Origin of the sequence: Streptomyces barkulensis (assembly GCF_002843305.1) — a bacterium.
GTDB lineage: Bacteria > Actinomycetota > Actinomycetes > Streptomycetales > Streptomycetaceae > Streptomyces > Streptomyces barkulensis.
In genome coordinates this window covers 1-18928 of sequence record NZ_PGSG01000102.1, presented here as the reverse complement: position 1 = coordinate 18928, position 18928 = coordinate 1, and the positions used below count along the sequence as shown (strand labels likewise).

Annotated in this window: 19 protein-coding genes; 2 read left to right on the top strand and 17 right to left on the bottom strand. The window is 74.7% G+C overall.

Annotated features, from left to right (window positions below; all coding sequences use genetic code 11):
- Nucleotides 1–52 precede the first annotated feature (52 nt).
- The 17 genes from CUT83_RS20605 to CUT83_RS20520 form a co-directional block, all read right to left on the bottom strand.
- Nucleotides 53–418: a nitroreductase family protein gene (locus tag CUT83_RS20605; RefSeq protein ID WP_420882493.1), complete on the bottom strand. Its 366-nt coding sequence runs from the start codon at nucleotides 416–418 to the stop codon at nucleotides 53–55.
- A 219-nt stretch (nucleotides 419–637) separates the two neighbouring features.
- On the bottom strand, nucleotides 638–799 hold the full coding sequence (locus CUT83_RS30150; protein WP_158239038.1) for a hypothetical protein: 162 nt from the start codon (nucleotides 797–799) through the stop codon (nucleotides 638–640).
- Complete coding sequence (locus tag CUT83_RS20600) at nucleotides 796–1068, bottom strand: glutaredoxin family protein (protein WP_093852437.1); 273 nt, start codon at nucleotides 1066–1068, stop codon at nucleotides 796–798. The genes CUT83_RS30150 and CUT83_RS20600 overlap by 4 nt, the downstream gene beginning before the upstream one ends.
- An 88-nt stretch (nucleotides 1069–1156) precedes the next feature.
- On the bottom strand, nucleotides 1157–2620 hold the full coding sequence (locus CUT83_RS20595; RefSeq protein WP_101257323.1) for an MFS transporter: 1464 nt from the start codon (nucleotides 2618–2620) through the stop codon (nucleotides 1157–1159).
- A 254-nt stretch (nucleotides 2621–2874) separates the two neighbouring features.
- A complete protein-coding gene (locus CUT83_RS20590) occupies nucleotides 2875–4344 on the bottom strand; it encodes an NADH-quinone oxidoreductase subunit N (protein WP_101257322.1) in 1470 nt (489 codons plus the stop codon).
- Nucleotides 4345–4404: 60 nt separating this feature from the next.
- The gene (locus CUT83_RS20585; protein ID WP_101257321.1) at nucleotides 4405–5901 is read right to left on the bottom strand and encodes a complex I subunit 4 family protein; all 1497 of its coding nucleotides are present in this window, start codon (nucleotides 5899–5901) and stop codon (nucleotides 4405–4407) included.
- Between the two features lie 2 nt (nucleotides 5902–5903).
- Complete coding sequence (locus tag CUT83_RS20580; protein ID WP_101257320.1) at nucleotides 5904–7805, bottom strand: proton-conducting transporter transmembrane domain-containing protein; 1902 nt, start codon at nucleotides 7803–7805, stop codon at nucleotides 5904–5906.
- On the bottom strand, nucleotides 7802–8107 hold the full coding sequence (locus CUT83_RS20575) for an NADH-quinone oxidoreductase subunit NuoK (RefSeq protein WP_093852432.1): 306 nt from the start codon (nucleotides 8105–8107) through the stop codon (nucleotides 7802–7804). Before CUT83_RS20575 ends, CUT83_RS20580 begins: the two co-directional genes overlap by 4 nt.
- Nucleotides 8104–8754: an NADH-quinone oxidoreductase subunit J gene (locus CUT83_RS20570; RefSeq protein ID WP_101257319.1), complete on the bottom strand. Its 651-nt coding sequence runs from the start codon at nucleotides 8752–8754 to the stop codon at nucleotides 8104–8106. The genes CUT83_RS20575 and CUT83_RS20570 overlap by 4 nt, the downstream gene beginning before the upstream one ends.
- A gap of 6 nt (nucleotides 8755–8760) precedes the next feature.
- Complete coding sequence (locus CUT83_RS20565; protein WP_240958390.1) at nucleotides 8761–9714, bottom strand: complex I subunit 1 family protein; 954 nt, start codon at nucleotides 9712–9714, stop codon at nucleotides 8761–8763.
- On the bottom strand, nucleotides 9711–11132 hold the full coding sequence (locus tag CUT83_RS20560; protein ID WP_194074721.1) for a hypothetical protein: 1422 nt from the start codon (nucleotides 11130–11132) through the stop codon (nucleotides 9711–9713). The genes CUT83_RS20565 and CUT83_RS20560 overlap by 4 nt, the downstream gene beginning before the upstream one ends.
- The gene (locus tag CUT83_RS20555; protein ID WP_412719150.1) at nucleotides 11123–11473 is read right to left on the bottom strand and encodes an NADH-quinone oxidoreductase subunit A; all 351 of its coding nucleotides are present in this window, start codon (nucleotides 11471–11473) and stop codon (nucleotides 11123–11125) included. The genes CUT83_RS20560 and CUT83_RS20555 overlap by 10 nt, the downstream gene beginning before the upstream one ends.
- 322 nt (nucleotides 11474–11795) lie before the next feature.
- Nucleotides 11796–12080 carry an SHOCT domain-containing protein gene (locus CUT83_RS20550; RefSeq protein WP_101257318.1) on the bottom strand — a complete coding sequence of 95 codons (285 nt, stop codon included), beginning with the start codon at nucleotides 12078–12080 and terminating at the stop codon, nucleotides 11796–11798.
- A gap of 492 nt (nucleotides 12081–12572) precedes the next feature.
- Complete coding sequence (locus CUT83_RS20540) at nucleotides 12573–13862, bottom strand: MFS transporter (RefSeq protein ID WP_101257316.1); 1290 nt, start codon at nucleotides 13860–13862, stop codon at nucleotides 12573–12575.
- Nucleotides 13859–15058 carry a PLP-dependent cysteine synthase family protein gene (locus CUT83_RS20535; RefSeq protein ID WP_101257315.1) on the bottom strand — a complete coding sequence of 400 codons (1200 nt, stop codon included), beginning with the start codon at nucleotides 15056–15058 and terminating at the stop codon, nucleotides 13859–13861. Before CUT83_RS20535 ends, CUT83_RS20540 begins: the two co-directional genes overlap by 4 nt.
- Before the next feature lie 133 nt (nucleotides 15059–15191).
- The gene (locus tag CUT83_RS20530) at nucleotides 15192–15629 is read right to left on the bottom strand and encodes a hypothetical protein (RefSeq protein ID WP_101257314.1); all 438 of its coding nucleotides are present in this window, start codon (nucleotides 15627–15629) and stop codon (nucleotides 15192–15194) included.
- 336 nt (nucleotides 15630–15965) lie between these two features.
- Nucleotides 15966–16949 (bottom strand): DUF8832 domain-containing protein, encoded by a 984-nt coding sequence (locus CUT83_RS20520; protein ID WP_240958389.1) that lies wholly within the window; start codon nucleotides 16947–16949, stop codon nucleotides 15966–15968.
- Nucleotides 16950–17129: 180 nt separating this feature from the next.
- On the opposite strand from CUT83_RS20520, the gene CUT83_RS20515 reads away from it, so the two are divergent.
- Together CUT83_RS20515 and CUT83_RS20510 are read left to right on the top strand one after the other, a co-directional pair.
- Nucleotides 17130–17411: a heavy-metal-associated domain-containing protein gene (locus tag CUT83_RS20515; protein ID WP_093852456.1), complete on the top strand. Its 282-nt coding sequence runs from the start codon at nucleotides 17130–17132 to the stop codon at nucleotides 17409–17411.
- 196 nt (nucleotides 17412–17607) lie between these two features.
- A partial coding sequence (locus CUT83_RS20510; RefSeq protein WP_173915118.1) for a heavy metal translocating P-type ATPase occupies nucleotides 17608–18928 on the top strand: 1321 nt, incomplete at its 3' end.

Genomic DNA, 18928 nt, shown 5'->3' with positions numbered 1-18928 from the left:
ATCCTATTGATCCTCACCGCCGCGGGCCAAAACACGTTCGGGGGCGCAGCGTTCAGCCCGGCCCGGTGCCGGTCGCGGGCGGTGTCGCGGTGCGGGCCGCCGGGTGTCCGGGGGCCCGCGGCGTGAGGGCGCCGTCCGGGCCGTAGCCGAACCGGATCAGCACCTGGGGGTGGCACCGCCTGTGCCGGGGAAGGGCCGTCGCGGCCCGCAGGTCGGGCCACTCCGTGGCCTGGTGCAGGAGTGATGTGCGCAGGCCGGCGGCGGTCGCCGTGAGGAGGACGTACTGCAGGGCCTGGCCGGCTCGCAGCCAGTCCTCCCGCCGGGCGTGGGGCGTCCACAGGAGGGCGAGCTGGACATGGCGTTCGAACCACAGGGCGGGCAGGCGGAGGGCGGACAGCGCGCCGGTGAAGTCGCGCATCGGCATCCGCCCGCCCGCGGCCGGCCTTCCTGACGGGGGCCGGGGCACGTTCCGCGGCGGCCCGGGGAGCGTGTCGGGATCGCCGGGTGGGCCTTCGGGGCCGCGGATGTCGACCATCACGTCATCACCGCGGTCCGGCTCAGGCGGACCGGTGGCGTCGCGCAGGTACGTCCGCCGGCTGCATCCGTCGGCCTGTGCCCGCCCTCGGGTCGGTGGCGGTCAGGAGGAACAGCCGTTCTTCCGGGCGGGAGAGGGGGAGGGGGAGGGGGAGGCCTCCTGCACTCGGCGTGCCATGGCGGCCAGGAGGCAGGCCAGCAGGCAGCGGGTGGCCGGATGGTCCACCGCCCGGCGCAGGTCGGCGGCCGTCGGGGGGATCCTCACTCCGTCTCCCCCTTCCGCTCGGGGCCGGGCGCCGCGGTGAGGTGGTCGCGGAGCTGGTCGTCGGTGGGCTCGACGAGAACGGTGCCGTCGGGCAGGACGAGGGTGGGGACGCGGCGGGTCCCGCGCTGCAGGCGGTAGACGGCCTTGGCGGCTTTCTTGTCGGTGTCGATGTCGTGGTAGCGGTAGGCGGCGCCGGCGCCGGCGAGCCGGGCCAGGACCTCTTTCACCTGTGGGCACCAGTCGGTGCCGTAGACCTCGATCTGCTGCATCAGGAGCCTCCGGGGCAGGGGCGCCGCCGGGCACGGGGGTCTTCCGTGTCCGGCGGCACCGGCGGTCGGTTCGGACGGGGACGGTGCGTCAGCGGGCCTCCGCCGTACGGGGCTTGTCCCGCTCGGATCCGGCGGGCTCGGCGGCCGCCTCGGGCGCGGGTGCGGGGCGCAGGGTGAACCAGGCGATGACGGCTCCGGCCGCGGCGATGGCGGCGGCCCCCAGGAAGGCCGCGGAGAAGCCGTCCGTGAGGGCGGCCGGGTTGCCCAGCTCCTGTGCGCCGCGGGAGGCGGCCACCGCGGTCATGGCCGCCAGGCCGAGGGCGGAGCCCACCTGGTAGCTGGTGTTGACGATGCCGGAGGCCAGGCCGCCCTCCTCGGGACGGGCGCTGGAGACGGCGGTGCCCAGCGAGGGGATGAACGCCAGCGACATACCGCCCGCCGCCACCAGCGAGGCGGGCAGCACGTCCGCCCAGAAGGTGCCGTCGGGGCGGACCAGGGACAGCCAGAACATACCGGCCGCGAGCACCAGCATTCCCGCGACGACCAGCGGGTTGGGCCCGAAGCGGGCGATCAGCCGGGGCGCCAGCACGATCATCATGACCATGATGGCGACCGTCATCGGCAGCAGCGCCGATCCCGCGGCGAACTCCCCCAGCCCCAGCACCTGCTGGAGGTAGAGGTTGAGGAAGAACCACATGGGGATCCAGGCTGCGGCCAGCAGCAGCTGGGCGATGTTGGCGGCGGCCAGGTTGGGGGCGCGCCAGATCCGCAGGGGCATCAGCGGCTCCCTGCGGCGTGCCTGGAGTGCGACGAAGGCGACCAGCAGCAGGGCGCCGGCACCCAGCACCAGCCAGGTCCGCGCCGCGCCCCAGCCGGTCTCGGGAGCCCGGACGATGGCGTAGACGGCGACGGCCAGTCCCGCGGTGACGGCGGTCGCGCCCAGGAGGTCGACGGAGCCGCGGCGGGGCGGGGCGGAGGGCATCAGCGAGGGCGTGAGGGCCAGCACCAGCGCGGCGATGGGGATGTTGACGTAGAACACCCACGGCCAGCTGGCGTACTCGGTCAGAACGCCGCCGAGGAAGACGCCCGCGGTGCCGCCCGCCGGCGCCGCGGCCCCGTACAGGGCGAACGCCTTGGTGAGTTCCTTGGGGTTGCCGCCGAAGAGCATCATCAGCAGGGTCAGCGCGGCCGGGGCGATCAGGGCGGCGCCGGCGCCCTGTACGGCGCGGCCGGCCAGCTCGACCCACACCTCGCCGGCCAGGCCGGCGATCAGCGAGCCGACGGCCAGTACGGCCCATCCGGCGCTGAAGACGCGCTTGGCTCCGAGCAGGTCCGACAGCCGGCCGCCGAGCAGCAGCAGCCCGCCGAAGGCGATGACGTAGGCGTTGAAGACCCAGGAGAGGTTCTCCTGGGAGAAGCCCAGGTCGGTCTGCATCTGCGGCAGGGCCACCCCGATGATCGAGGTGTCCATGATCACCATGAACTGGGCCAGCGCGATCAGCCCGAGCGCCTTCCAGCGCCGGGGATTGGGTGAGGGCGGGGCAGAGGACATCACATACTCCTATACGGGAGGGGGGTATGTATCCGAGCACCGAAAAGGTACCCCCTAGGGGTATGCGTTGGCCAGTCCGGTCGCGGAAAAATCCCTCCCGGAGGATGCGAACGGGTGAAGAAGCGCCCCCTGGGCGCGCCCGTGCCCGGCAGGGCGGCGGATCCCCGTTCCGGGGCGCCCGCTGCGGCATGGGCCCGCCGTCCTCTAAGCCGCCGAGCCGCCCCGGCCGCCCCGGCCGCCCCCTTGCGGCGGCCTCACCGTACGAGGGTGTCGGAGAGGGCGCCGAGCACCCATCCCGCGCCGGCGCCGAGCACCAGGGTGGCCGAGGCGGCGGTCACCGCCGTGCCCGCCGCCCAGCGCTCGGGCCCGGGCCCGGCGGTGGCCGCCGTCGCCTCCCGCTGTCGCCCGTTCCCTCCGGACGGCCCGGCGTCCCGCGGGGACGGGCCGGGCCCGCGAATGGACAGGGCCGGCGCGATCCAGCGCAGGTAGTAGAAGAGGCTGGCGACGGTGTTGACGGCGGCGACGACGGCCAGCCAGGCCATGCCCCCGTCCCAGGTGGCGGAGAAGATTGTCAGCTTGCCCATGAACACCGCCGTGGGCGGGGTGCCCACCAGGCCCAGGAGGCAGACGGTGAGCGCGGCGGCGAGCAGGGGCCGGCGCCGCCCCAGACCGCGGTAAGCCTCCAGGGTGCGCGAGGTGGGCAGCGCGGCGGCCACGGCGAACGCGCCGAGGTTGGTGACGGCGTAGGCCGCGAGGTAGAGCAGCAGGGAGCGCAGGGCTTCGGCGCGCCCCGCGACGGCGACCGCCATCAGCAGATAGCCGGCCTGGCTGATGGTGGAGTAGCCCAGCAGCCGCAGCGGGTCCCTCTGGGCGAAGGCGGCGAGGTTGCCCAGCGTCATGGTCGCCACCGCCAGAACGGCCAGCAGCACCCGCCACTGCAGGGCCTGTTCGGGAAGGACGGTGAGCACCCGGTACAGGGCGACCAGCGCGCCGATCTTGGGAACCGTGGTGAGGAACGCGGCGGCCGGCACCGTCGCCCCCGACGCGGCGTCGGGCACCCAGAAGTGGGCGGGGACGGCACCGGCCTTGAACAGCGGACCGGCCAGCAGCGCCACCGTCCCCACCGCCAGAGCGGCTTTGGGCGCGCCGGGGAGCCCGTCGGCCAGGGCCGCGTAGTCGGTGGCGCCGCCCAGCCCGTACAGGACGGCGGTGCCCAGCAGCATGGTGATGCCCAGCAGCACACCGAGCAGGTAGAGCTTGAGGGCGGCCTCGGCTCCGCGCGCGTCGCGCCCCCAGCCGGCCAGTGCGTACAGGGGGATGGAGGCCAGCAGGTAGGCGACGGCCAGCAGCAGCAGGTCGGAGGTGCCCGCCAGGAGCACGGCGCCGAGCGAGCCGAGCAGCACCAGGACGCAGAACTCGGTCTCCCGCCGGTCGCCGCGCACCCGCCCCGAAGCCAGTGCCAGGACGGTCAGGGCCGCGGCGGGGACGATGACGCGGACCGCGTCGGTGGCGCCGTCCAGCGCGTAGGTGCCGGCGTAGACGGTGCGGTCGTCCCCGGGCGCGAGGACCACCGCGGCGGCCAGGGAGGCCGCGAGCGCGGCGGCGGCCCCGGCGCGGGCGGCCCACTGGCGACGGCGCGGCAGGAAGGAGCCGGCCAGCAGCGCGGCGACGGCGCCGAGCAGCAGCAGGATCTCCGGGAGGAGGGCCAGCGGTTCTTTGTGCATGTCAGTCACCGTCGCCTTCCCGGAGCGCCCTGCCCGAGGATCCCGCCCGCTCCACGCCGCTCACCGGGAGACCAGGTCGACGACCGTGCGGGCGGCGGGCTCGACCGTGTCCAGCAGCCACCGGGGCAGGACGCCGATGAGCAGGGACAGCGCCAGCAGCGGTGCCACGGACAGCAGTTCGGCCGGGCGCAGGTCCGCGCCGACCGGCCTCGGTTCGCGCCGGACCCCCAGGAGGAGCCGGTGCAGCGCCCACAGGAACAGCCCGGCGGTGACCAGGATGCCCAGCAGCGCCAGGGCGGTGGCCACCGGTACGGCCCCCAGGCTCCCGGCGAAGATCTGGAACTCGGCGACGAAACCGCTGAAGCCGGGCAGGCCCAGACTCGCGAAGGCGGCGACGGCCGTCAGTGCGGCGAACCGCGGCATGGGTCCGGCCAGCCCGCCCCAGGCGTCCATCTCATAGGTGCCGCCGCGTTCCATCAGCACCCCGGCCAGCAGGAACAGGGCCCCGGTGATCAGTCCGTGACTGACCATCTGGACCACCGCCCCGGTCACGGCCGTGGAGCGGGCGGCCTCGTCGGTGCCGGCGACCATTCCGGCCGCGCCCAGGGCCAGCAGGATGTAGCCCATGTGGTTGACGCTGGTGTAGGCGACCATCCGTTTGAAGTCGCTCTGCGCCAGGGCGACCAGGGCTCCGTAGAGGACGGAGACGACGCCGACGGCGACGAAGACCATCGCGTAGGTGCGCCAGTCCTCCGGCAGGATCGGCATGGCGATGCGCACGAAGCCGTAGGTGCCCATCTTCAGCAGGACCGCCGCCAGTACGGCCGACCCGGCGGCGGGCGCGTCGGTGTGGGCCGGGGGCAGCCAGGTGTGGAAGGGGAAGGTGGGGGTCTTGACCGCCAGTCCGACCGCGATGGCCAGCAGCACCAGCGGGCCCGCCGCACCGCCGCCCTGGAGCGGCGGGTCGGCGGTCAGTTCGGTGATGTCGAAGGTGTGCGGGTCGGAGGCCGCGTACAGGCCGATGAAGCCCAGCAGCAGCGCGAGGGAGCCGACGAAGGTGTAGAGGAAGAACTTCAGCGCCGAGCGGGCGGCCTGCTCCCCGTGCCCCCAGCCGGCGATGACGAGGTACATGCCGACGATGGACAGGTCGAAGAAGAGGAAGAACAGGATCAGGTCCAGGGCGGCGAACAGGCCCAGGCAGGTGGTCTCAAGGGCCAGGAAGAGGGCGGCGAAGCGGCGGATGCCGTGTTGTGCGCGGCCGTCCCGCAGCGAGTACACCGCGCAGGCGAGGAAGACGGTGGCGGTCAGGGCGAGCAGCGGCAGGGACAGCCCGTCGACGCCGATGTGGTAGCCCGCGCCCGCGCCGGGGATCCACGGCCGGTCGGTCTCGTGGCCGATGCCCGGGCCGTCGTAGGTGGCCCACAGCGCGGCCACCAGGCCCAGTTCCGCTGCCGAGACCGCCACCCACAGCCACCGCACGGCCGCGTCGGGCAGGCCGCGCCGGGCCGACAGGACCAGGGCGGCGGCCAGCGGCAGGAAGACGGTCAGCGAGAGCATGCTCACCTCAGCAACAGGAGCAGGACGGCGGCCGCGGTCAGCAGGACCAGGGCCTGGGCGTAGTACTGGTGGAGCTGTCCGGTCTGCGGGCGGCGCGCCAGCTCGCCCAGATACCGGGCGCCGTCGGCGACGCCCCGGACGGCCCGGTCCACCCCCGAGCGGTCGGCTGCCGACGCCCACGAGGCCAGGCGCCGCACCCCCGCGGCGGTCCCCGTGACGGCTCGGTCCAGCACGCTGTCGTCGAACCGGGCCAGGGCGCGGGCGGCGGCCAGCGCGGAGCGTACGGCGACGGTGTGCGCGGCCGTCTCCAGGTACAGCCAGGCGCGGGCCCAGGCCGGCTCCGGCAGCCTGGGCGCCGAGACGGCCGCGAAGGCGGCCGCGGCCAGGGCGAGTACGGCGGTGGCGACCATGGTGGCCGCGCCGGCCGAGGGCTCACCGGGCGCCCCGACCGCCCGTTTCAGCTCTCCGGCCAGCGGCGGCAGGGCCAGGGCGCCGAGCACGGCGGCTCCGGCGGCGAGGAGGATCAGGGGTGCGTTCCGAAGCGGGCCGGAGATCCCTCCCCCCGGTTTCCGTCCGGCCGTGGCGGGCGGTTCGGGGCCCGGTCCCAGCAGCAGGCCGATCGCCTTGCCCGCGTACAGGGCCGACAGGACGGCGGCGGCCAGCACCACCCCGTACAGGGCCGGGGAGTCCACGGCGGCCAGGATCTCGTCCTTGGTGGCCCACAGAGACAGCGGCGGCACCCCTGCCAGGGCGAGCGCGCCCACCACGAACGGCAGACCGGTCGCCCGGTCCCGGCGGGCGGCCCCGCGCAGGGCGCCCAGGTCCTCGGTGCCCAGCGTGGCCAGCCACACCCCGGCGGCCAGGAAGAGCAGCGACTTGACGGCCGCGTGGGCGACGAGGTGGGCGGTGCCGCCCGCGACGCTCCCGGCTCCGGCTGCCAGCACGACGAAGCCGAGCTGGGCGGCGGTGGACGCGGCCAGGAGCTGTTTGAGGTCCCGCTGGGCCAGGGCGACCGCGCCCAGGGCGAGCGCGGTGAGCGCACCTCCCCAGGCGGCGGCGCCGGACGCCCAGCCGGCGGACTCCAGCAGCGGGCGCAGCCGCAGCAGCAGATAGCCGCCCATGGCCACCATGGCGGCCGAGTGGAGCAGGGCGCTGACCGGGCTCGGGCCGAGCATCGCCTTCGACAGCCAGAAGGAGAAGGGCAGTTGGGCGGCCTTGCCGAAGGCGGCCAACAGCACCCCGGCGGCGGCCAGGTGCGGCCAGGCGCCGTCCAGGCCTGCCAGGGCGTCCAGGGCGAGCCGGTCGCCGGCGCCGGCTTCCCCGGCCGGGGCGGCGAGGGCGGCGCCCGCCGCCAGGTACAGCCCGAGATCGCCCGCGCGGGTGGTGAGGAAGGCGGTCGTCCCGGCCGCCGCGGGGGCGTCCTCGCGCCAGCGGAAGGCGATCAGCGCGTAGGAGGTGGCGCCCATCACCTCCCAGGCCAGCAGCAGGGCGGTCAGGGTGGTGGCGGTGGCGGTGACCAGGACGGCGGCGACGAACAGCAGCATCAGGCCGAAGAAGCGGGGCCGCTCGGCGCGGATGCCGCCCGCGGCGAAGACCAGTACGAGCAGACCGACCGCCGCCACCGTCACGACCACCGCGGCCGACAGCCCGTCCACCGCCAGCTCCAGCGGCCCGCCCGCCACGAAACCGGCCCGCGCGGTGGGCCGGACGAGGGCGGCGGCGACCGCCAGGGCGAGGGTGACCGCCGCGACGGCCACCGCGACGGCGGGCGCGGCACGGCCGGTGCCGCCGGGCCGGTCGTACGTCCCGGCGGTGCGGCGTCCGCCGCCGGACAGGGCGAGGACGCCTCCGGTCGCGGCGGGCAGCAGCACCAGGGACCACAGCAGCGCGCTCGGCCCGCTCACCGTTTCAGCTCCGCGGCCATGTCGGTCATGTCGGCGTCCCTCGCGCGGAACAGCAGTGTCACCACGGCGAAGCCCATGGCCATGTCGACGGTCATGGCCGCGATGACCACCAGCACCAGGACCTGTCCGTCCGGGGCCGCCGGGGCGAGGAAGTACCAGAAGGCGGCCGCCGCCACGATGACGCCGTTGACCATCAGTTCCAGGCCCATCATCACCATCACCACGGACTGCTGGCTCAGCGCCCCGTACACCCCGACGGCGAACAGGGCCGAGGCCAGCAGCAGGAACAGTTCCAGCGTCATGCGGCGCCCCCCTGCGGCGAGGGGGAGGTGTGCGTGCCGTGGCCGGCGTGATCGGCGTGATCGGTATGGCCGGCATCCGTGTCGTGTCCGTCGCCGTGGCCGCCGTGCGGGCCACGGTCTTCGCGGTGCCCGTCCTGCGCGCCCTCGTCGTCGCCGTACCGGCCGCGGGAGACGGCCAGGACGAGGGCCGACACGATGGTGGTGAACAGCACCGCGCCGACACCGGTCATCACCAGCATCTTCGAGCCCATGATCGCCTCGCCCGCCGCCCGGGTCGGATCGGCGGGCGCGGTGCCGCGCCGCTCCGGCCACGGGACGAGCAGCGCGACAGCGCCCAGGGCCAGGAAGACCCCGCCGGAGATGACCACCGCTCCGCGCTTGTTGTGCAGCATCGACATCGGCATGAGACCGGCCGGGTTCATCATGAACATGACCATGAAGACAGCCATGATCGCCATCTCCATGACCATCATCAGGATCGTCACCACACCGAGATAGGCCAGGTCCAGCAGCAGCAGCGAGACACCGGCGGCGACGAACGACAGGGCCAGGGCGTAGGTGGCCCGGGCCATGGAGTCCACCGTGAACACCGCGACACCCGACGCGACGGCCACCACCGCCAGCACACAGAACAGCGCGGTCTGCACCTCACCTCACCCCTTCGCCACCACGACGGCGGACACAACCAGGACCTGCAGCAGCACCGCAGGAAGCGCCACCAGCCAGCCGATCCGGGCGATCCGCTCGGGGCTGAGCACCGGCAGCCGGCGCCGAAGCACCACCAGCAGCGCGAGAACGGCCAGCGTCTTGATCAGCGACCACAGCCAGCCCGGCAGCCACGGCCCCGCGCCGCCGCCCAGGAACAGCGCGACCGCCATCCCCGACCCGGCCGCCGGCAGCGCGTACCGCCCGGCCAGCAGCAGCAGCCGGTCCACCCCGGCCGCCTCCGCCAGCACTCCCCCGGCCGCGTCACGGCCCACCGGGGAGGAGAACGGCCCCCACATGCCGAAGGCGGCCACAGCCCCCAGGAACACCACGAACGCCACCGGCATCCACACCGCGAACCACAGCCCCCGCTGGGCCTGGACCACCTCGCCCACGCTCAGGCTCCGCGCCGCCACCGCGGGCGCGGTCAGCGCGAACATCAGCGGCAGCTCGTAACCGAGCGCCTGGGCGACGAACCGGTAACCGCCCACCAGCGGATACACGCTGTTCGGCCCCCAGCCCGCCAGCCACACCACCGCCCAGAGGGTGACGTCCACCGCGTTGAACCAGACGATGCCCACCGGCAGGTCGGCCACCACCGTCCCGCCCACGGGCACCACCGCCGCCATCAGCAGGGCCGCCACCAGCGGTCCGGCCGTGCCGATCCGCCACAGCAGCCGGTCCGGCGCCACCGTGGTCCGGCCGCGCTGCCGCATCAGCCGCGCCGACTCGGTCAGCGGGCGGGACCACCTCCGGCCGCGAGCCGCCGCTGCGGTTCCGCCGCCTCCGCCGGTCCCGGCCGTGCCGAGGAGGGCGTCGAGCACGGCGGCGGCCAGCGCCATCGCCAGCAGCACCCCGGCCGCGGGCACCACCGCCCACACCGGTGCTCCGGTGACGGTCACCGCTCACCACCCCCGCCGCTGCCGTGCCCGTCGTGGCCGTGCCCGTCGTGGCCGTGCTCGCCGCTGCCGTGCCCGCCGCTGCCGTGGTGGTCCCGGTGCGAGCCCTCCTCCGTCCCCTCGCCCCGCGCCTCGTCCTCCCCGTGCTCCGACCCGTGCTCCGGCCCGGCCAGCTCGTCCGGGTCGGGGTCGAGGCTCGCCACCAGCAGCCGGGCGGTGAACAGCTCCAGACCCGGCATCAGCTCGACGGCCGCGTCCAGCAGACCGCGCGAGGGCGGGGAGCCGTCCGGGGCCCGGTGGCCGCGCGGGCCTCCGCCGGGCGCCTGCCCACCGGCCAGCGCCTCGTCCGTCTCCGCCAGCCACCGCAGCCACCGCGCGGTCGCGTCATGGGGCGGCCGGGACCGTACGGCGGGACCGCTCACACCCAGCCGTACCGCGTCGGCCGGGGTGAGCACGCCGATGCCGTCCGTCGCCCACCGCAGCGTGCGCGAGCGCTCCACCCGCCGCCGCCACGGTCCGAAGTCCGTGCGGACCGCCTCCGCCGGCTCGCCCGCGAGCAGCCGGTCGCGCAGTCGGCGGGCCCCGGCCGCGGCGTCCTCCCATTCGGCCAGAGTGAGCAGCCGTCCCAGCGAGTCCAGATGACAGGCGGCCGTACGGGCCCCGGGAGGCACGGGGTGATCGCCGTCGGCCTGCCAGAACGGCGGACCGCCCGGCCCAGCGAAGGGGAGCGCCCGGCCCCCGGCCCGCTGTACGACGTCCCCCTGCAGGACGGTGTCGACGACCAGACCGGCGGGCCAGCCGGGCAGCACCGGCCCCAGCGGTACGTGCAGCACGTCCAGTTTCAGGCCGTCGCGGTCCTCGGCGCGGTCGGCCATCATCAGTCCGCCGGGCATCCGCATCCCGCCGTGGTCTCCGTGACCACCGCCGTCACCACCCCCGTGTTCACCGTGGCCTTCGTGACCGCCCTCGTGACCACCACCGTGGCCTTCGTGGCCGCCCTCGTGACCACCGCCACCGTGCCCGCCGTGGCCGTCCTCTCCTCCACTCATCCCCCACTCGTCGTCCCGCCGCGCGGCCTCCGCCTCCTGCCCCGGGCCGGTGAGCGCGGGCAGGAGGCCGCGCAGTACCGCCCCGGCGTCCCGGGGCCGCGACACCTCCCCCCGCACGCGCGGTTCCGGCATCTGTCCCCACACCGTGTCGACGGCGGCCCGCATCTCCTCGGACGGTTCTCCCGCCACGAGCAGGACGTCCGCCTCCGCGGGCGAGCCGGCCGGACGGCCGCCGAGCCCGGCCACGGCCGCCTCCGCCGCCAGCCGTACGGCCGTGGCCCCGGGACAGGCCACCAGCAGGACGCGAGGGCTGCGGGCGGCCGGTGCGGCCAGGCGCTCCGACAGGTTCCGCAGAGCGGTGCTCAGGCCCATCGCAGGGCCCCCTCGCGCCAGGCGTACACCACGCCGCACATCAGCAGGCCGAGGAAGACGAACATCTCCACCACCGCCGCCATCCCGACCTCGGCGACGACGACCGCCCAGGGATACATGAAGAGCATCTCGACGTCGAAGGCGAGGAACAGCAGCGTCAGCGCGTACCAGCGGGCGTGGAAACGCGACAGCGCGTGCTCGCCGGGAGTGTTCCCGGAGAGGAAGGGCGCGGCGAGCAGCGGCTCCCCCCGGACGGCCGTCAGCCGGTGGAGCAGGCGCAGTGCGGCGACCGCACCGGCCGCGAGCAGCAGCATCGCCCCCAGGTCCAGGAACTCGCGCATGTTCTCCTCGCCCAACGTCCGTCCGGAGTCGTCCGCCCCGGCTCGCACGGGGCGCTTGCACGCCGGTACCCCGCGAGGAGTGATTCATTCCGTACGGCGACCGCTCCCGCACGGCCGGTGGCCGGCGGCGGTAGGGGAGCCGGCGGTGCGGGCGGTGCCGCCCGGAGGTCCGGGCGCGGTCGGCGGCCGGCCGCGCGATCCCTTGCCACGACGGGCCCTCGACCGCCCGTCCGGCCTCCGCGTCCCGCTGAGCCGGCCCGGCCGGCGGCGGGAGAACCGCCGCCGGCCGGGCCGGAATCCGGAGAGCGGGTCACCGCCCCGGTCAGGATTTGGCGGGTGGGCCGGAGGAGTGCAGGACGGCCAGACGGCCTCGGTACTCCTCCTCGTCGATCTCGCCGCGGGCGAACCTCTCGGCCAGAAGCCGCTCGGCGGAGGACCCCCCGGGCGTGCCGGGCCCCTGGGGTGCGCGGGGGCTCTGCCGGGGGCGGTCAAGGGCGCGGAAGAGCAGGACCGCCGCGGTGATGACCAGCACCCAGAACAGGATCATGCCGGCCGACATCGCGAACCACTCCCAGCCGCTGACGCCGTGGCCGTTCCAGAACATCATCGTCCGTCACCTCCCGGGCCGGCCGACGCGGTCGTCGCGTCCGTTCCGGCGTTCCGCCTACTGCCAGGATGCCTCCGCGCCGACCGCGGCGCAGGGGCCGATGGTCCCGGCCGCCGCACCCGGTCGGCCCAGGACCGGTACCGCCCGGCGATGTGGGCGCGCCCGTGCGCGAGTACGGCAGTACGGCCTGGAGCTGTTCCCGGGAGAGCGCCCTGATCGCCCCTCGGGTGACGGCCACCCGGCGGGACCGCCCGGGCAGGCGGTGGACGGCCGGGGTGTCGTGCTCGGCGATCACCGCGTCGTACTCGGAGGACGGGCGGCCGACCACCGCGAGCAGGTCCGGATGACGGCGCCGGGCGCGCCACACCGGGGCAGGAACCAGCCGGCCGGAAGCGGCACGACACGGCGGGGGAATCGACCGTGCCGCACGCCTGTAAGCCCGGGGGCGGGCACCGGCCGGTGCCCGCCCCCGGGCAGGTGGGGCGCGACCGCTCAGGCCGTGACGGGCTGCGCCCGCACGGCCTCCGGAGCCAGACGGCCCGTGCGGTGCAGGCGGAGCACGGCCAGTGCGCAGCCTCCGCCGACGGCGCCGAGGACGGCCCACGGCAGAGCCGGCGCACCGGCGGCACGCGCGGTGTCCAGGGCCGCGCCGGTGAGCAGGTTGCCCACGGCGATGCCGATCCCGCAGATGGTGTTGTACAGGCCGTAGTGGGTGGCCACGTACCGGTCGCCCGCCAGGGCCACGACGGTGTCCATCTCGAACGGATAGGCCAGCATCGTCCCCAGGGCCAGCAGCAGGGCCGACATCAGCGGTGGCAGGACGGCCAGGAGCCAGCGGGCAGGCCCGTCGGCGGGCGCCGTGATCGCGGTGGCGGCCGCCGGCGGCAGGAAGGCGGCTCCCAGACAGGCCAGTCCGGCCACGATGGACCGCCCGGCCCCGAGTCGCTTCCCGCACCAGGCGGTCAGCCGGGTCTGCCCGGCGATGGTGGCCAGACCCGAGGCGGCGAACAGCAACCCGACTCCGATGGTGCCGACCCGCTCGTCCCCGGCCACCCGGCGCACCTCCAGCGGCAGTGCCAGATAGACCTGGAAGGACAGCGCGTAGGAACCGATCATCGCTGCGGAGAACAGCAGGAACGGCCGGTTGGCCAGCACCGTGCGCCACTGGGACAGCACCCCGGCCACCGGTTGCCCGCCGCCGTGCCGGGCGGTACGGGCGGGCAGCGCGACGATCTGCACGGCCGACAGCACGGCGAACACACCGGCTGCCACCAGGCAGGTCAGGCGGAAGCTCACCCCGGTGAGGGCCACGCCCACCAGGGGACCGAACAGGATTCCGGCCTGGTAGTAGACGTTGAACAGGGCGAACGCCTCGACGCGCCGCTCACCGGCGTCATGGGCCAGGTAGGCCCGGGACGCCGGGTTGAACAGGGCGCCGGCCAGGCCGACGGCCGCCGACGCGGCCAGCAGGGCGGGCAGGGAGTCGACCAGCCCCAGTACGGCGAAGGCGGCGATCCTCAGCACCAGGCCGGCGATGATCATCGGCTTGTGGCCGAGCCGGTCGGCCAGGGTGCCGCCGAAGAAGAACATGCCCTGCTGGCTGAAGTTGCGTACCCCCAGGACCAGGCCGACGGCCCAGGCGGCCAGCCCGAGGGTTCCGGACAGGTGCTGGGCCAGGTAGGGCATGAGCATGTAGAAGCCGAGGTTGATGGTGAACTGGTTGACCATCAGCAGCCGTACGCCGCGGTCGAAGGTGCGGGTCCGGGCCAGGAGGTTGTTCATCGCTGGCCCCCGCCACCGTGGCCCTGTGCCGCCTGTGCCGCCTGTGCGGTCGGGGCCGCCTGTGCCGCCTGTGCGGTCGGGGCCGTCATGGGGTCGACGACGGTGGTGCACCTGGTCCAGCGGCCCACTTCGCGGACCCGGGGGTGGGCGATCTCGTCGGGCTCCTCCGCGGGCCTGACGCCCAGCAGGCCGTGGGCGGTGCAGTAGTCGTCGTCGTAGACGGTCCCGAGATACCGCTGCGGCCCGTCGGGGAAGACCGCCGCGATGCGGGTTCCCTCGGGCCGGCTGCGGGCCAGCCAGCCCGCGACCAGGGCCACCGCCCCCACGCTCCATCCCCCGGTCGCGTAGTGGGAGGCGGCCAGCCGCCGGCAGGTCCAGACCGCCTCGGCCGGGGCGACCCAGTGGACCTCGGCGAAGTGGTCGTAGGCGACGTTGCGGGGGTGGATGCTCGACCCCAGGCCCCGCATGATCCGGTTGCGGGCCGGCTGGCCGAAGATGGTGGAGCCGACGGTGTCCACGCCGACCATCCGCAGTTGCGGGTAGAGCCGGCGCAGAGTCCGGGAGATGCCCGCGGAGTGGCCGCCGGTGCCCACGCTGCACACCAGGATGTCGATGTGGCCCAGCTGGGACGCCAGTTCCAGGGCGAGCGGCGTGTAGGCGGCGACGTTGTCCGGGTTGTTGTACTGGTCCGGGCTCCAGGAGCCCGGGTGGCGCGCCAGCAGCCGGGCCACCCGGTCGCGGCGGGCCTGCTGCCAGCCGCCGGTCGGGTGCGGTTCGGGGACGACCTCGATCCGGGCGCCGTGGGCGGTCAGCAGTCGCGCCATGGACGGTTCCAGTCCGGGGTCGGTGACCAGGGTGACCGGATGGCCGTGGACCATTCCGGCCAGTGCCAGCCCCAGGCCGAGGGTGCCGCTGGTGGACTCGATGACCGTTCCGCCGGGACGCAGATCGCCGCGGGTGCGCGCCCGCTCGACCATGTGCAGAGCCGGGCGGTCCTTGATGCCGCCGGGGTTGAAGCCCTCGAGCTTGGCCCAGAAACCGCGCCCGGCCGGGGCGAGCGGCTCGGAGACGTACAGCAGAGGCGTGTTGCCGACCAGTCCGGACATGCGGTCGGCGGTCCGGCCGAGGCCCGGGAAGGCCGTGCCGGTCCGCGGCCGCCCGGCGGGGGTGGGGACCGTGATGGTCGTGGAGTGCATGGGATCGCTTCCGATCGGTGGGTCTGAACACGGAGGTTCGATCTCGCACCGCGGCGGTGCGCGGGAACGGAGGAGGTCCCGCGTCCGTGCGCGCCGTGCGGCGGCCGGTGCACACCGGCCGCACCGAAGCGGTCTAGATCCGCCATCTGCAGACGGCTGTGAGCGTCTGCCGGCCCGTCGGCCCGGCGGTTATGGCCCGTCTCCCCCGCGCCGCCAAAGGCCGGACGGCCTGCGCGGTCACGGGCTCTGCGTCGAAGGGCAGGGCGGGCGGCGGCGCGTGGACGGGGGGCTGCGGGAGCGGCGCGCCCGCCCGGGGGCGCAGGAGGTCGGCGCAGCCGGCGCCGGAGTGGGCGTGCCGGGGCGTGGCCGGCACGTCCCGGGCCACCTCGCCGTTCCGGGTGTGATACCCCGTCACGCCTCCCTGCGGCGTACCGGACTGATGACCGGCGAAGTGGACGGGGGCCGGGCAGTCGAAAGCCATCAGCGCAAGGGCGCCCAGCAGGAGGCCCCACAGCCACCTCGCGCGGTGCGGGCGCCACCGCGGCAGGTGGATGCGGGCAGCAGGGGTCACGCTTCCTCCGTGGGGTGATCGCTCGGCCGGGGTCCGGGAGGCGCGGTGCCGGAGCGGCCCGGGCATACGGAAACCGGAACTTACCGCATTCATCCGGTCACCTCACGTGTTCACCGTGGGGTGTGCGAGGGCCTTCGAACCGGGCGCCGAGGTCTCCGGCACCCGATCGGCGGAATCGGGGTTCCTCGGCCGCGTGGAGCACTCGCCCCGGAAGCCGGTGGAGCCGGTGGAGCCGGCCGGATCCGCCGGGCGGATCCGCCGGGCGGCGGACCCGGTGCCGCAACGATGAGCCCGCCGCCACCCGGTGAGCGGCCGCCCGCGGCCGGCGGCACCGGTTCAGTGCTGGTGTGCGCCGTCGTCGTGGCCCGCGTCCTTGCCGCCCTTCTCCTCTGCGGTCTTCGCCGTGCCGTCGGCGGCGACGGTGAAGGCGGCGGTGCGGACCTTCCCGTCGTGCTTGAAGTCCAGGAAGAGGCGGTAGGAGCCGCCGCTGGGGGCGGTGGTGGCGAAGGAGACGGTGGGACCGGGTTCGGTGGCGCCGTCGCCGGGCTCACCGTTCGGGTGGACGTGGAGGTAGGCGAGGTCGCCGGCGCGCAGGGCGACCAGATGGCCGTAGGCGCCGAGATAGGGCTGGAGGTCGGTGACGGGGCGGCCGTCCTTGGCGACCTTCAGGTCGAGGGTTCCGGTCGCGCCGGGGCGCAGGGTGCCGTCGAGGGTGACGGTGTAGCCGTCGACGGTGGCGGTGCGGGAGGGATCGGGGAGCTTCTTCGGCTCGTACTCGCCGACGGCGGCGAGGTCGGCACCCAGGGTGAGGGGCTTCGCGCCCTCGGCGGCCGGGACGAAGTCGGCGAAGACGCGGTAGTCGCCGGCGGCGGGGAGGTCCACCGGGACGCTCCAGGATCCGTCGGCCGCCCGCTTCGGGTGCAGGTGGCGGTAGACCGCCAGGTCCCGCGAGGCGAGGATCAGATGGAGCTGCTTGCCGTGCTCGGTGCGGTAGGAGGTGAGCGGTCGCCCGTCCTCGTCCCGGACGGTGAAGCTCAGCTCCGTCTCCTCGCCCGCCTTCACACGCGGGGTGTCCAGGTCCAGGGTGTAGCCGCCCTCGGAGATCTGCAGGCCGCCCGCCTGCGCCTCCCCGTGGCCGACCTCCTCTCCCCCGTGCCCCGGCGCGGCGTCCTCGCGTCCCGTGTCCGCCCCGTGGCCGGCGTGCGCCGCGGGGGCGGGTTCGGCGGAGACGGGGTCCACGGCGTTCCCCACGCCGTACGCGGCCCCGAACGCGGCCGCGAGCGCGGCGGTGAACGCGGTGATCTTCAGCGCGGTGTTCATGGTGCTCTCACCCTCCTTGGACGTGCCCTGCCCTAACAGGTCTCGACACGGAAGCATATACCCCCGAGGGGTATGCGCAAGCAGATGGCGAGGACTTGCCAAACATAGGGGCGGGGGGTATACATGACGACACCAGGGATACCCCCCTGGGGTATGAACGAGATCTCCCGGAGGAACACCATGTCGTCCTGCTGCACCCCTGACGGAAGCTGCTCGACCACCGCCACCCAGACCGCCACCGCCGAGGGCACCGCCACGGTCTACGCGGTCGCCGGCATGACCTGCGGCCACTGCAAGGCCACCCTCACCAAGGTCATCGGCGAACTGGACGGCGTACTGGACGTCGAGGTCGACGTCGCGGCCGGCCGGGTCACCGTCACCACCGCCGGCGCGCCCGACGACGCCCGGATCGCCGAGGTCGTCGACGAGGCCGGATACGAGCTCACCGGCCGGGCCGCCTGACCCGTCCTCTCCACGCGCCCCCGTGCCGGGCCCCCTGTCCGGCGGGCCCGGCACCCGTCCCTCCCGTCCGGCGGGGACGAGGAGCGCGACCGCGGCCGGTGAGATCACCGGCCGCGAACTCCCGGCCGAGCCGCCCGGCCTCTCTTGCGCACCCGCACCACACCCAGCACCTGTCACTTCTGCCCGAGGAGCAGTGATGACCACCACCGCCAGCGAAGCAGCTGAGGTCGAACTCGCCATCGGCGGCATGACCTGCGCCTCCTGCGCCGCCCGTATCGAGAAGAAGCTCAACCGGATGGACGGTGTGAGCGCCACCGTCAACTACGCCACCGAGAAGGCCAAGGTCGCCTTCGGCGAGGGCGTCGGCGTGGAGGACCTGATCGCCACCGTCGAGGCCACCGGCTACACCGCCACGCCCCCCGCCCCCGAGCGCGAGGCGGCCGGCGGGGGCTCCGGCGAGGCGGCCCCCGCCGCGGAGGAGGGGGACGAGCTGCGGCCGCTGCGGCAGCGCCTGGCCACCGCCGTGATCCTGGCCGTGCCCGTCATCGCGCTGGCCATGGTCCCGGCCTGGCAGTTCACCTACTGGCAGTGGCTGTCGCTGACCCTGGCCGCCCCGGTGATCACCTACGCCGCCTGGCCCTTCCACAAGGCGGCCTTCACCAACGCCCGGCACGGCGCGGCCACCATGGACACCCTGATCTCGGTGGGCACCTCGGCCGCTTTCCTCTGGTCCCTGTGGGCACTGTTCTTCGGCACCGCCGGAACGCCCGGCATGACCCACCCCTTCGAACTGACCATCGCCCGGACCGACGGCGCCGCCAACATCTATCTGGAGGCCGCCGCCGGAGTGACCGCCTTCATCCTGGCCGGCCGCTACTTCGAGGCCCGCTCCAAGCGCAAGGCCGGCGCCGCCCTGCGTGCCCTGCTGGAGCTGGGCGCCAAGGAGGTCACCGTCCTGCGCGACGGACGCGAGGAGCTCATCCCCGTGGCCGAGCTGGCCGTCGGGGACCGCTTCCTGGTCCGCCCCGGCGAGAAGATCGCCACCGACGGCACCGTGGTCGAGGGCTCCTCGGCCGTGGACGCCTCGATGCTGACCGGCGAGTCGGTGCCGGTGGACGTCTCGGCCGGTGACGCGGTCACCGGCGCGACCGTCAACACCTCCGGCCGGCTGGTCGTGCGGGCCACCCGTGTCGGCTCCGACACCCAGCTCGCCCGGATGGCCAAGCTGGTCGAGGACGCCCAGAGCGGCAAGGCCGAGGTGCAGCGGCTGGCCGACCAGGTCTCGGCCGTCTTCGTGCCGGTGGTGCTGCTGATCTCGCTGGGCACCCTGGGCTTCTGGCTCGGCACCGGCGGAGGGCCGGCCGCGGCCTTCACCGCGGCCGTCGCCGTCCTGATCATCGCCTGCCCCTGCGCCCTGGGCCTGGCCACCCCCACCGCCCTGATGGTCGGCACCGGACGCGGCGCCCAGCTCGGCATCCTCATCAAGGGCCCCGAGGTGCTGGAGACCACCCGGCGTG

What these genes read in the sequence shown, in the direction of transcription:
- CUT83_RS20550 (WP_101257318.1), bottom strand. Translation starts at nt 12,080, where the DNA reads ATGATGTTCTGGAACGGCCACGGCGTCAGCGGCTGGGAGTGGTTCGCG.
- CUT83_RS20520 (WP_240958389.1), bottom strand. Translation starts at nt 16,949, where the DNA reads ATGAACACCGCGCTGAAGATCACCGCGTTCACCGCCGCGCTCGCGGCC.
- CUT83_RS20515 (WP_093852456.1), top strand. Translation starts at nt 17,130, where the DNA reads ATGTCGTCCTGCTGCACCCCTGACGGAAGCTGCTCGACCACCGCCACC.
- CUT83_RS20555 (WP_412719150.1), bottom strand. Translation starts at nt 11,473, where the DNA reads ATGCGCGAGTTCCTGGACCTGGGGGCGATGCTGCTGCTCGCGGCCGGT.
- CUT83_RS20595 (WP_101257323.1), bottom strand. Translation starts at nt 2,620, where the DNA reads ATGTCCTCTGCCCCGCCCTCACCCAATCCCCGGCGCTGGAAGGCGCTC.
- CUT83_RS20535 (WP_101257315.1), bottom strand. Translation starts at nt 15,058, where the DNA reads ATGCACTCCACGACCATCACGGTCCCCACCCCCGCCGGGCGGCCGCGG.
- CUT83_RS20560 (WP_194074721.1), bottom strand. Translation starts at nt 11,132, where the DNA reads ATGGGCCTGAGCACCGCTCTGCGGAACCTGTCGGAGCGCCTGGCCGCA.
- CUT83_RS20590 (WP_101257322.1), bottom strand. Translation starts at nt 4,344, where the DNA reads ATGCACAAAGAACCGCTGGCCCTCCTCCCGGAGATCCTGCTGCTGCTC.
- CUT83_RS20540 (WP_101257316.1), bottom strand. Translation starts at nt 13,862, where the DNA reads ATGAACAACCTCCTGGCCCGGACCCGCACCTTCGACCGCGGCGTACGG.
- CUT83_RS20605 (WP_420882493.1), bottom strand. Translation starts at nt 418, where the DNA reads ATGCGCGACTTCACCGGCGCGCTGTCCGCCCTCCGCCTGCCCGCCCTG.
- CUT83_RS20575 (WP_093852432.1), bottom strand. Translation starts at nt 8,107, where the DNA reads ATGACGCTGGAACTGTTCCTGCTGCTGGCCTCGGCCCTGTTCGCCGTC.
- CUT83_RS20585 (WP_101257321.1), bottom strand. Translation starts at nt 5,901, where the DNA reads ATGCTCTCGCTGACCGTCTTCCTGCCGCTGGCCGCCGCCCTGGTCCTG.
- CUT83_RS20600 (WP_093852437.1), bottom strand. Translation starts at nt 1,068, where the DNA reads ATGCAGCAGATCGAGGTCTACGGCACCGACTGGTGCCCACAGGTGAAA.